Source organism: Ruegeria sp. E8 (genome assembly GCF_056533985.1).
This window is the reverse complement of record NZ_JBQFOY010000001.1, coordinates 1-11576: the sequence shown is the minus strand read 5'-3', so window position 1 is coordinate 11576 and position 11576 is coordinate 1. Positions and strand designations below refer to the sequence as shown.

Annotated in this window: 11 protein-coding genes and 2 pseudogenes; 6 read left to right on the top strand and 7 right to left on the bottom strand. The window is 57.0% G+C overall.

Annotated elements, in window-relative coordinates; translation table 11 throughout:
- The first annotated feature begins 31 nt into the window (after positions 1 to 31).
- The 4 genes and pseudogenes from ACR0LF_RS00065 to ACR0LF_RS00050 all read left to right on the top strand — a co-directional run bounded on the left by ACR0LF_RS00065 (position 32) and on the right by ACR0LF_RS00050 (position 3174).
- A pseudogene (locus ACR0LF_RS00065) lies at positions 32 to 603 on the top strand (type 1 glutamine amidotransferase).
- A gap of 63 nt (positions 604 to 666) precedes the next feature.
- The gene (locus tag ACR0LF_RS00060; protein ID WP_480573139.1) at positions 667 to 951 is read left to right on the top strand and encodes a hypothetical protein; all 285 of its coding nucleotides are present in this window, start codon (positions 667 to 669) and stop codon (positions 949 to 951) included.
- Between the two features lie 12 nt (positions 952 to 963).
- Positions 964 to 1846: pseudogene (locus ACR0LF_RS00055) on the top strand (glutamine synthetase family protein).
- 113 nt (positions 1847 to 1959) lie between these two features.
- Positions 1960 to 3174 (top strand): DegT/DnrJ/EryC1/StrS family aminotransferase, encoded by a 1215-nt coding sequence (locus ACR0LF_RS00050; RefSeq protein WP_480573136.1) that lies wholly within the window; start codon positions 1960 to 1962, stop codon positions 3172 to 3174.
- Between the two features lie 65 nt (positions 3175 to 3239).
- Here the strand turns inward: ACR0LF_RS00050 and phaR are convergent, their stop codons facing one another.
- The 3 genes from phaR to ACR0LF_RS00035 form a co-directional block, all read right to left on the bottom strand.
- Positions 3240 to 3791 carry a polyhydroxyalkanoate synthesis repressor PhaR gene (phaR, locus tag ACR0LF_RS00045; protein WP_480573133.1) on the bottom strand — a complete coding sequence of 184 codons (552 nt, stop codon included), beginning with the start codon at positions 3789 to 3791 and terminating at the stop codon, positions 3240 to 3242.
- A 135-nt stretch (positions 3792 to 3926) separates the two neighbouring features.
- Complete coding sequence (locus ACR0LF_RS00040; RefSeq protein WP_480573130.1) at positions 3927 to 4373, bottom strand: phasin family protein; 447 nt, start codon at positions 4371 to 4373, stop codon at positions 3927 to 3929.
- Between the two features lie 131 nt (positions 4374 to 4504).
- Positions 4505 to 6307, bottom strand: coding sequence for a PHA/PHB synthase family protein (locus ACR0LF_RS00035; RefSeq protein WP_480573127.1), 1803 nt, complete (start codon positions 6305 to 6307; stop codon positions 4505 to 4507).
- A gap of 111 nt (positions 6308 to 6418) precedes the next feature.
- Between ACR0LF_RS00035 and phaZ the strand changes: the two genes are divergently transcribed.
- Together phaZ and ACR0LF_RS00025 are read left to right on the top strand one after the other, a co-directional pair.
- Positions 6419 to 7690, top strand: coding sequence for a polyhydroxyalkanoate depolymerase (gene phaZ / locus ACR0LF_RS00030; protein ID WP_480573124.1), 1272 nt, complete (start codon positions 6419 to 6421; stop codon positions 7688 to 7690).
- A 5-nt stretch (positions 7691 to 7695) separates the two neighbouring features.
- Positions 7696 to 8283, top strand: coding sequence for a DUF6151 family protein (locus tag ACR0LF_RS00025; protein WP_480573121.1), 588 nt, complete (start codon positions 7696 to 7698; stop codon positions 8281 to 8283).
- On the opposite strand, the gene ACR0LF_RS00020 is transcribed toward ACR0LF_RS00025, so the two are convergent.
- The 4 genes from ACR0LF_RS00020 to ACR0LF_RS00005 form a co-directional block, all read right to left on the bottom strand.
- Complete coding sequence (locus ACR0LF_RS00020) at positions 8274 to 8990, bottom strand: alpha/beta fold hydrolase (RefSeq protein WP_480573118.1); 717 nt, start codon at positions 8988 to 8990, stop codon at positions 8274 to 8276. The two genes, ACR0LF_RS00025 and ACR0LF_RS00020, sit on opposite strands and share 10 nt — an antisense overlap.
- A gap of 85 nt (positions 8991 to 9075) precedes the next feature.
- Positions 9076 to 9690, bottom strand: coding sequence for a hypothetical protein (locus ACR0LF_RS00015; RefSeq protein WP_480576105.1), 615 nt, complete (start codon positions 9688 to 9690; stop codon positions 9076 to 9078).
- A 43-nt stretch (positions 9691 to 9733) separates the two neighbouring features.
- Complete coding sequence (locus tag ACR0LF_RS00010) at positions 9734 to 10726, bottom strand: alpha/beta hydrolase (protein WP_480573115.1); 993 nt, start codon at positions 10724 to 10726, stop codon at positions 9734 to 9736.
- On the bottom strand, positions 10726 to 11475 hold the full coding sequence (locus tag ACR0LF_RS00005) for an alpha/beta fold hydrolase (protein ID WP_480573113.1): 750 nt from the start codon (positions 11473 to 11475) through the stop codon (positions 10726 to 10728). Before ACR0LF_RS00005 ends, ACR0LF_RS00010 begins: the two co-directional genes overlap by 1 nt.
- Positions 11476 to 11576: the final 101 nt, after the last annotated feature.

Here is an 11576-nt window from a genome sequence, read left to right as displayed (position 1 = left end):
TTAATTTGATCAAATTTGGTGACGTACGAAAATTGGCATACTACAAACCGGCCACACCCCAGATGTGCTGCAAGGTGAATTCGGGGATTACGACGCTCTGTTTCCCAAGCTTCTCGATGGCAACGGGTTTGGTTTTGTAACTTTTGCCGCGGTCGATGGGGTGTGCCCAAACGGTGCCGATGAAGCCGATGGATGGATCATTACCGGTTCGCGCCACGGTGCGTATGACGACCTGCCTTGGATTGCGCCGCTGGAAGCGCTGGTCCGAGAGATCAACCAAAGCGGCAAGCCGCTTATCGGCGTGTGTTTCGGCCACCAGATCATCGCGCAAGCCTTGGGTGGCAAGGTCGAAAAGTTTTCCGGCGGATGGGCCGGAATGCGTTCTGCGAAAACGCAATGCTGGCTTATGGGGACACGATCTGTACGGTTCAGACGCACCCCGAATTTGCCAACGGCTTCGTCTCGGGCCTGATGCGGACGCAAGGCAAGGGCGTCGTCCCTGAAGACCTGATGCGCGAAGCCGCAAACCGCGAAACCGCCCCTGACGACAACGCCAACATCGCGCGCCACATGGCCGAGTTCCTAAAGAAAGAGAGAGCGTGATAGCTGATTGGACTGATAAACTGCCTGAAGCTGCCAAAGCGTATTTCCACGGACAACGGTTGGATGAGGTTGAATGCATCATCTCGGACCTGCCGGGCATTGCGCGCGGCAAGGCGGGACCCGCCACGAAAATTCGCAAAGCAATCCTATTTCCACCTGCCGGACAGCATCTTTTACCAGACCATCACCGGTGGCTGGGGCGAAGCAGCCGGCGATGACGGGTTCATCGAAAAGGACATGATCCTGAAACCCGACTTCTCGACCAGCTCTGCCGCGCCGTGGGCTGGGGACCGGACGCTGCAGGTCATCCACGACGCCTACGACCGGGATGATAACCTGATCCCATAAAGCCCGCGCAATGTGCTGAAGCGCGTTGTGCAACTGTATCACGACAAGGGCTGGAAGCCTGTTGTTGCGCCAGAGATGGAGTTCTTTCTGGTCGCCCTCAACGTCGACCCCGCTCAGGGCATCAAGCCGATGATGGGCCGCTCGGGTCGCCCGGCGGCTGCACGGCAGGCCTATTCCATGACGGCGGTGGACGAGTTCGGTCCGGTGATCGACGACATCTATGATTTCGCCGAGCATCAAGGGTTCAAGATGACGGCATCACACAGGAAGGCGGTGCCGGACAGCTGGAATTCAACCTGCACCACGGCGACCCGGTCAAACTGGCTGACGAGGTATTCTATTTCAAATGCCTGATCCGCGAGGCAGCGCTGCGTCACAACTGTTTTGCGACTTTCATGGCGAAGCCGATCGAGGAAGAGCCGGGCTCGGCCATGCACATCCATCACTCGATCATCGACATGGAATCCGTTCAGAACATCTTCTCGGGTCCCAGAGCGGAGAGACGGACGCGTTTTATCACTTCATCGCCGGGTTGCAGAACCATCTGCCCGCCGGTCTGGCGGTGATGGCACCCTATGTGAACTCATACCGCCGCTATGTGAAAGACCATGCGGCGCCGATCAATCTGGAATGGGCGCGCGACAACCGAACCACCAGTATTCGTGTACCTTTGTCGGGGCCCGAAGCACGTCGCGTTGAAACCCGCATCGCCGGGATGGATTGCAACCCGTATCTGGGCATCGCGTTGTCGCTGGCCATCCAGGGCCAAGCCGAGGGGTTCTACACGATGGCGCGCGTCCCTGCCCTGCCCTTCCCCGGTGGCCCCGCCTTGCGTAACCCGCTGCTTGTGTTGGCCATGACGTGGTTCGCGCTGCGCGACCGGCTTGGGGTCTGATTCACGTAAATTGCGACAGATTGGTGATTTTTCGCCACCCCGGCGATTGAGGGCTTGGATTGCCCCTCGAATACCTTTATCTTTCCCAAAGATAGAATTCGGGAAATCCAAATATGACGCTTCCACCAAACGTTCATGCCGCCGAACCCATCCCCCCAGCCGCAAAAGAAGCCATCGACGCCCTGATGCAGTCGGGCGATCTGTTCCGCTATACCGCACCACAAGATGCCCCGGTGGCCTTGCTGGAAGCCGAGTTCGCAGAATTGCTGGGCACGAAATACGCTCTTGCGGTGTCGTCCTGCTCGGCCGCGCTGTTCCTGTCGCTCAAGGCGCTTGATCTGCCCCGCGACGCGCGTGTTCTGATCCCCGGCTTTACATTTGCGGCGGTGCCTTCGTCCGTCGTCCACGCGGATTGCATTCCGGTTCTGTGCGAAGTGGGTGAAAACTATCGCATCGACATGGCCGATTTCGAAGCCAAGCTGGACAACGTTCAGGCGGTGATCATCAGCCACATGCGCGGGCATACCTCGGATATGGATGCGATCATGGAACTGTGCGACGCCCGCGACATTCCCGTGATCGAAGACGCCGCGCATTCGCTGGGCACCACATGGCATGGCCGCAATATCGGTACGATCGGCAAGGTCGGCTGTTTCTCGTTCCAGTCCTACAAGATGATCAACGCCGGCGAAGGTGGCATCCTGATCACGAATGACGCTGATCTGGTCGCACGCGCCGTCATCATGTCGGGCGCGTATGAACATAACTGGAAGAAGCACAAAACTCCGCAGGGTGACAACTCGCCCGAACTGGAAGAGGCCTTTGCGCGCTGGCAGAACAAACTGCCGCTGTACAACCTGCGTCTGAGCAACCTCAGCGCCGCAGTGATCCGCCCGCAAATTCCGGAACTGGCCCGCCGTGTCCGTGATGGTCTGGCGAACCACGACTATGTGGCCGGGCGCCTGAACACCTCACCCTATATCGACGTTCCAGCCCCGCTTGCACCCGAACAGCGTGCGCCGGATTCGATCCAGTTCAATCTGGTGGGTTTGCAGGAACATGAGATCCGCGCCTTTGCCGCCGCATCCGAAATGCGCGGTGTCAAAGTTCAGGTTTTTGGCCTGAGCGAAGACAATGCACGCGCCTTCTGGAACTGGCAGTTCCTGCCCGAGGCATTCGACCTGCCCCAGACACGCGACATGTTGATGAAGGCATGCGATGTTCGCCTTCCCGTGCGCCTGACCCGCGAAGAGCTGGACGTGATTACAGACATCCTGCTGGCCGCGGTGGGCGAAGTGACGGGTCCGATGCCGGTTTACGGCACGTAAAACAACACACTTTGAAACAACAAAGGCCCGCGTCTTGCGGGCCTTTTTTCTTTATCCGGATCAGATCAATTCAGCTTGGACAGTTTTTGCTGCAATTCTGCCAGCTGTTTCTTGATATCGTCCAGATCCTCTTTCGGCTCAGACTTTTCCTCTTCCTTGTCCGGGCCGGACCATCCGCTGGACAGCCCGCCAGTCATCGCTTTCAGGAATGCCTGTTGCTGCGCCTGCAACGCGTCGAAGCCCGGCATCTGGGACATCGGGTTCATGGCGTTCATGTTTTCCATCATCTTGCTCTGGCTTTCGCGCAGCATCTCGAACGAGCTTTGAAGAAATTGAGGCATCATGCCCCCGCCCGGCAGCATATAACTGCGGACCAGATCATTCAGAACATTCACCGGCAGCACGTTTTCGCCCCGGCTTTCATGTTCGGCAATGATTTGTAGTAGGTACTGGCGTGTCAGGTCATCGCCGGTTTTCAGATCGATGATCTGCACTTCGCGCCCATCGCGGATGAACCCCGCAATATCTTCGAGCGTCACGTAATCGCTGGTCTCGGTATTATACAGCCGACGGCTGGCATAGCGCTTGATCAGCAGCGGTTTTTCTTGGTCCGACACCGGGTTCCCTCCCCAAGGATGATGCGTTGCAGCACAGGTTATGCGAGTGCAGCACAAAAAGAAAGGGCAGGTCAATGGACCTGCCCAACGCGTTGGCACCTAATGGGAGGGTTGGGTGCGCTTCGCGGACGTTTCTTACTTTGCAGTTGCAGCTTTTTTAGCGGCAGTGGTGACCTCGTTGGTCGCTTTTTTGACAGCAGCAGTTGCTTCTTCAGCAGCGTCTTTGCCAGCAGCCATCAGCAGCTCAACGGTTTCGGACTGAACTTTTTTCGCGATTTCAGCGAAAGCAGCCATGTTTTCAGCAGCAACTTCAGCCGACGCGCTTGCGAAGTCGGTTGCGGCTTTTGCGTAGTCAGCAGGCTCTGCTTTTGCTTTCGACATCTCGGTCAGCTTGGCCAGGGTTTCCTTGGTCCATTTGTTCGAGATCTCTGCCGATTTCTCAGCTGCTTCCAGAGCAACGCCCGACAGCTTCTCGTTCAGCGAAGCGGTCGATTTGAATGCGCCTTCCATCGCGGTGGTGTCCACCGGAAATGCACCCATCATGTCTTTCATGATCGCGGTAAAGTCTTGGGTCTTAGCCATTGTCCTAATCCTTTTAGCCGGTCCGGGCCCACCCCGGGTTTCATCAGCTTGAGGGCAATATGATTGCTGCATCGCAGCATTGCAAGTTTTTTCTTGCTGCGATGCAGAAAAATTTAAGTTTCAAAATGAAATCAAACGTTTGGCTTCGCCACCACATAAGTCCCGGGCGCCGGTGCCAGGCTCGGATGTTTCGAATCGCCCGGTTCGCGGGCCGGAACCTGCTTGCCCGACCGTTTCTTTAACCAGGCATCCCACATGGGCCACCAGGACCCCTCGTGGAAATCAGCCTCTTTCAGCCAGGTACCAGCATCCGATTTCAGATCCGGATTGGTGTAATGCCCGTATTTTTTCTTGCTGGGCGGGTTCACGATCCCTGCAATATGACCCGACTCTGAAACCACGAACGTTTTCGACCGCGAGCCCATTTTCTGGACCCCACGGTAACAATCTTTCCACGCCGCAATGTGGTCGGTTTCGCAGGTGATTGCCATCAGCGGCACATCCACGTCGTCGAGGGTCAGCTTATGCCCCATCAACTCAAAACCATCGGTGGCGAATTCATTGCGCTGGCACAGCCCACGCAAGTATTCCACGGCCATTTTCGCAGGCAGGTTCGCTCCGTCACCGTTCCAATAGAGCAAGTCGAAAGCAGGCGGCACCTCTCCCATCATATAACTGCGAATGGCGGGACCATAAATCAGGTCACGTGATCGGAGGAATGACATAGTACGCGCCATGATCCAGGACCGCAGAACGCCTTCCTTGTTCACTTCTTCTTCGATCCCGTCGATGAAGTCGTTCTGCAGGAATGGGGTAAATTCACCTTGTTCCGAAAAATCCGTCAGAGCAGTGAACAGGGTCGCCGATTTGACCGACTTGTCGCCACGCTGTTTCAACAGAGACAGCGTCAGGCTAAGGGTGGTGCCTGCGATGCAATACCCCACAGCGTTGACCTGTTTGACCTTGCAAATCTTCTTGGCCGTCTCGATTGCGGTGAGGAAACCATCCTGAATGTAATCTTCCATGCCTGTTTCGGCATAGCTTTCGTCCGGATTGACCCAGCTGACAACAAACAGGGTATAGCCCTGCTCGGTGATCCACTTGATCATGCTGTTCTGAGCTTTCAGGTCCAGAATATAGAACTTGTTGATCCATGGCGGGAACAGAACGATCGGAGTCTCATAGACCGTTTCCGTCGCAGGTTTGTACTGGATCAGCTCCATCATCCGGTTACGATAGACAACGTCCCCGGGCGAGGTCGCCAGATTGCCGCCCACCTCGAACGCGCTTTCATCCGCCAGTTTGACGACCAGTTCACCATCATTGGCCTCAAGGTCAGATACAAGGTTTTCCAGACCCTTGATCAGGGACTGGCCTTCGGTCTCAACCGCTTTTTGCAGAGCATCCGGGTTGGTCGCCAGAAAATTCGTCGGCGCCATCATGTCGATGATCTGCTGCGAGAAATATTGCAAGCGCCGTTTGTCCTTGGCATCCAGATCGTCAACCGACGAGACGGCCTGCGCAATGGCTTCTGCGTTGGTTTGGTATTGCTGGCGGATCAGACGAAAATAAGGGTTCGTTTCCCAAAGGGGGTTGGAAAACCGTTTATCTCCGGACTTGATTTCCTCGTCCTCCACTTCACCCGTTGTCAGCGCTTGCTGCGCTTCGGCAAAGTTCAAAACCGACTTTCCCCAAAATTCTATCTGCTGTTCCAGCAGCTTGGCGGGATTTTGCCACGCCTCAGCCCAATATGCCGTTGCTGCCCGTGCAAAAAGCTCTTGATTCGGACCATCCAGCGCAGGGGTATGCGACTTTTTTGAAGCCATGGTCTCGATCAGGCGCTTCGAGAGCTGCTCGACCCTTTCCATATTTTCTCTAATGCGTTCAATATGTTCTTCGGATACGTCTGGCATTTGGTCGTCACTTGTTGTCATTTTAACAATTCCCCCCTAACCTCGCTGCTATGCAGAATAACGTCGTGGGTGCTGGGGAGCAAAGCGACGAATGGTCCGAACTCTCAGGCTGACACTCAGGAGGCCCCATTTATGCGCTACATGATGACCTACGACCTTATGGAAACCATGCGCAACACCAACCAGTGGCTTGGCGCGACGGCCAGCGCGATGGCATCTTATCCGATGTTTTCCATGGTTCCCAACCCCGCGTTCAACTGGATGGCAGCCTGGGGCGAAGTGACCGAGCGCACGTTCCAGCGGATGGTTGTCAAGCCCGACTGGGGCATTCGGACCTTTACCTGCGAAGACGGAAAAGACCATCTGGTTGAGATCGCGACTGTTCTTGAACGTCCCTTTGGCGATCTGGTCCATTTCCGTGTCAATGGCCGGGAAGAGCAGCCGCGCAAGGTCCTGTTGGTCGCGCCCATGTCCGGGCACTATGCCACGCTGCTGCGCTCGACCGTCAAAAGCCTGCTGGTCAATTGTGAGGTTTACATCACCGACTGGCATAACGCGCGCGATATTCCTGTGTCTGCAGGTAAGTTCGATGTCGAGGATTATACACTCTATCTTGTAGATTTTATGAAAGAATTAGGGCCGGACACGCATGTCGTTGCGGTTTGTCAGCCCGCCCCTCTGACTTTGGCCGCTACGGCCTACCTGGCCGAGGTCGAACCCAAGGCACAACCCAGCACGCTGACCCTGATCGGGGGTCCTGTTGACCCGGATGCGACACCCACCGACGTGACCGATTTTGGACGGCGCGTCACGATGGGGCAATTGGAAGAGACGATGATTCAACGGGTCGGGTTCAAGTACAAAGGCGTCGGGCGTATGGTCTACCCCGGCCTGCTGCAACTTGCCTCGTTCATGTCGATGAATGCGGAACGCCACTCCAAAGCGTTTTCCGATCAGATTCAGCGTGTTACCCGAGACGAAGCCTCGGACCTGGACGCGCATAACCGTTTCTACGACGAATACCTCGCCGTTATGGACATGACGGCCGAGTTCTATTTGTCGACAGTGGAACGCGTCTTCAAAAACCGCGAGATCGCGCGCAACGAATTTGTGGTCGCCGGCCACAAAGTGGATATCGGCAAGATTACCGATGTGGCCGTGAAATCGGTCGAAGGCGCGAATGACGACATTTCTGCCCCCGGCCAGTGCATTGCCGCGCTTGACCTGTGCACCGGCTTGTCGGACAGCAAAAAGGCCAGCCATGTTGAACCGGGCGCTGGCCATTACGGCATCTTCGCAGGCCGCAGCTGGCGCGACAACATTCGCCCGCTTGTGATTGATTTCATGAACGAAAACAGCCGCAATACGAGCCGCCGCGCTGCGAACACCAACAAGGTCGCCTGATCGAAATGGGCGGGCCCGCGCAGAGTGGCCTCGCCTTTTCCTGCCATTGCGGCCAGTTGACGGGACGTATCTCAGACCGAGGGGTTCGGTTGGGAACCCATGTCGTGTGTTTTTGCCATGACTGCCGTGCCGCCCAACTGTATTTCAAGCAACCGGACCCAGCACCTGGCCCGATCGATATTTTTCAGATGACGCCGGATGAGATCGAAGTCACCTCGGGTGACAAATTCCTTGCGGCTATGAAGCTCAGCCCCAAAGGCACGCTGCGGTGGTACGCCAGTTGCTGCAACGCCCCATTGGCGACGACACCACAGACGGCAAGCTTTCCTTTTGCCGGGTTTATTGTCGGCAGAATTACCGATGACGCTTCGGTTCTGGGGCCTGTTACGACGCGCGGATTTGTGCCCCAGCCCAACGGTAAACAAAAACACGAAAAGCTGAGGTTCGCGGCCTTTGGCCTTCTGCGCCGCGTTTTGCGATCCCGCCTGTCAGGCCGGTGGAGGAATACCCCTTTTTTCGACCATGAGACCGGCGACGCTGTGGTGACACCAACCATGATTTCGAAAGACGAACGCGCGGCCCTTTATCCGTAGTCGAACTTTAGCGGGATATTCAGCCAGGTTTGCAGGGCATCGTTTACGGCGTCCGGAGCTTCCAGCGTCAGCAAATGACCTGCATTTTCAACGACCCGCAACTCTGCCCCCGGTATCAGGTCAGCCATGAAAGAATGGCGCCGAACCGGTGTCAGAGTGTCATGCGCGCCGCACAGTACCAAAGTAGGAACCTTGATCCGCCGCAGGGCGGCCTGCTGGTCCGGACGGCGTTGCAGGGCGCGCATCTGGCGCACCAATATCTCGGCCCCCAACCCCTCGGCCATCGCCAGAAGATCGTTGAGGATCGGGATACGCTGAGGCCCCGGTGCCAAAGTGTCGGACCCTACAAGACCGCGTATCACCTCTGCCAACCGACCACCCTGCGCACCAATGATCATGTCCTCGCGACTGGCAGCGATCTGAGGTGTATCCGCCTGCGCATCCGTGGACATCAAACACAGGCGCGACACCCGTTCCGGTGCGCGCCGGATCAGCTCCAGCGCCACAACGCCGCCCATGCTCAACCCGGCCAATGCAAACTTGTGTGGCAGTTGATCCAGCAAACCCGAGGCGATTTCCTCAATGCGTTCACCTGTGGATATTGGCGCAACGGTGACAGATCGTGCCCGCGACAGCACCTCGATCTGAGGGCGAAACAGTCGCGCATCACACATCAATCCAGGCAACATCACCAGCGGCTCGATCACGCGGGGGCCTCCATCTGCTCGGTTTTCCGAGTCCTTCCGTTTACCCTCAGGATGAAAGTTTTGCCGCATTCGGGCAAGGGAAACTTCACGGATAGGTGATTGCCCGAAACGCCGGAAAATCCGCATAACGGGCCTGCCGGGCAGAAAGGTCTTCTGCCGGTTCAGCACCGGGTTTCAGCAGACATCCGCGCGGCGCAACGTAACTGTCGATCCGGCGAAGCGGATTGGGTCGCCACACCAGATTGAACGCGCAGAGCTTTGGAAAAAACCAGATCTCGGAATACTGTAGGTGATCGTGCATCCACCACGCCAGATCACGCCAGTCCCTGCCCTGTGCATATTGATCCGCGAACCAGGGGATGACGATGGACGCCCCGGCAATGCGGGCATCCCCGTCCCCGCGATCCCAGATATGGCATTCCAACGGATTATCATTTCGGGCGCAGTTCAGTTTGTTTTCATTGCCGAACTGATTCAACGAGGGCGAACGGTATCCCGACCGCACGGCGACCCGGCCAAACGTTTCCTCCAAAGGATCAAGCAGCGTCTCGCAAAACGCGCGACCTGTTTCGATCGCCAAATCCGGGTTGTCCGGAATATTCTGTTTCTGGTGGAAGTTACCAATTTCCGAATACAGAAAATCGCGCATGAAGAAATGCCGGGACAGGCGGACGCGACCCAGAGTCTCGAGGCTCCACATGCTGCCGGGTTTACGCAATTTCATCCTCGCTTCTGATCAGGCTTCACTCTACTCCCAACCCTTTCAGCCAAGCCAAAATGCCTGCAACCGTGGCTTCGGTTTGTCCCGGCGACATCAGCCGCCCCGCAATGACATGCGACGACGGATCATCGCCCGGCCCCATTGTGACCAACTCGACCGTTGCCGGCGCCCCCCAAGCCTCGGCGACCTTGTGGGTCCGGTCCGGGCGCACGACCTGATCGTCGTCCGAGAACCAGAACAGCGCCGGGACCAGAGCGCCTGAGAAATCCAATGCATAAACCGCTTCCACCAGAACAGACATCGGCACGACTGCTTCCCAAGGGTAAACCGATGACCAGTATTTGTTTTTCTCCGGGTCCGGGCCGGAGACGTCACGTTCTGCCCCCATCAGGATCGGCAACCAATCCCGCGCCCATGGTAAGGTAGGCACCCATGCAGCGACAGTGTTCACCCCGAAATTCGGAGAGACCAAGACCATGCCGACGACATCTTGGCTGAGGTCGACATCCAACGCGGCGGCGGCAGCAACGGTCCCTCCGGTCGAGGTTGAAATCACTATCACCTTGTCCCCAACCGCGCGCGCCGCTGCCAGCCCTTCTGCCGCATCCTGCATCCAGCCCGACGCCGTGCCTTCTGCCATCGCCGATCCGTCCCGGCCATGTCCTTGCAAGCGTGTGTAGACAAGGTTGGCCCCCAGCGCGTCGGCCACCAGATCAGGCACGGGTCGGATTTCCTCGGAACTTGCCGAAAAGCCGTGGATATAGAGAACAGAGTACGGCGTGCGCTGTTCCTTGAATCCCTCTTGCCAGACCACACGCTTTTCGACACCCGGAACGATGTCATCATAGGCGGCCTCGGTGCTTTCGAAGTACACCTGAACACCCTCGCCAAACTTCCCAGAGTCAAAAACCGGATGCAGATTCACCTCTTCACGCGGGCCGAATAAATAAACGAAACCGCCAAGAGCAGCCAATGCCAGAAGTAAGCGGCCCAGAAACCAACCAAAGCGCCGCATCAAGACTCTCCCAAAACATCCAGAACAGCTGCATCGATCAATCCCAGACAGGTCTCGTCCGAGAACCGATGGTCGGCATCCTTGACCAAAAGCAGCCGCATGTCTGTGCCAGTCGCATGTTCCAGCAACCGCACCGCTGTTTCAGTCGAAACGGCAGTATCCGCAGTACCCTGCAAGAAACGAACGGGAAACGGCAGGATCAGAGGCTCACGCAGCACCAGGTTCTGTCGCCCGTCTTCGATCATCCGTTTGGTGATGATGTAGGGCTCCATGTAATCGGACGGCAGTTCAACATGACCGACTGTATCCAGCGCAGCTTTTTGATCGTCGCTGAATGACGCCCAATAGCCGTCCTCTGTAAAATCTGGTGCCGCGGCGATTGTGACCATGCCAGCTATCCGTTCCGGCAGGGCCTTGGCCAACAACAGGGCCTGCCAACCGCCCATAGAGGATCCAACAATCATCAGGGGCCCGTCGGTCAAGGCGGAAACGGCGGCCAATGTATCCTCATGCCAGTCACCAATGCAGCCATCCGTGAACGCGCCCGAACTTTCGCCGTGACCAGAATAATCGAACCGCAAGAACGATTGCCCCCGCGCCTGCGCCCATGCCTCCAGATGCACTGCCTTAGTGCCTTCCATGTCCGATTTGAGCCCGCCCAAAAAAATGGTGGTCGGTCCTGCCCCTTCGGTCTTGTGATACGCCAGCCGCCGCCCCTGCGGCGTCTCCAGAAAATCTGTCGCTGCCATGAAACCCTCTTTCCTTTTACTGCATCATGCACGCCCCACCCCCGAGTGCAATTCCGCCCACTTCATCTTTTTCCAAATACTCCGGGGAGCGCGAGTGGCTG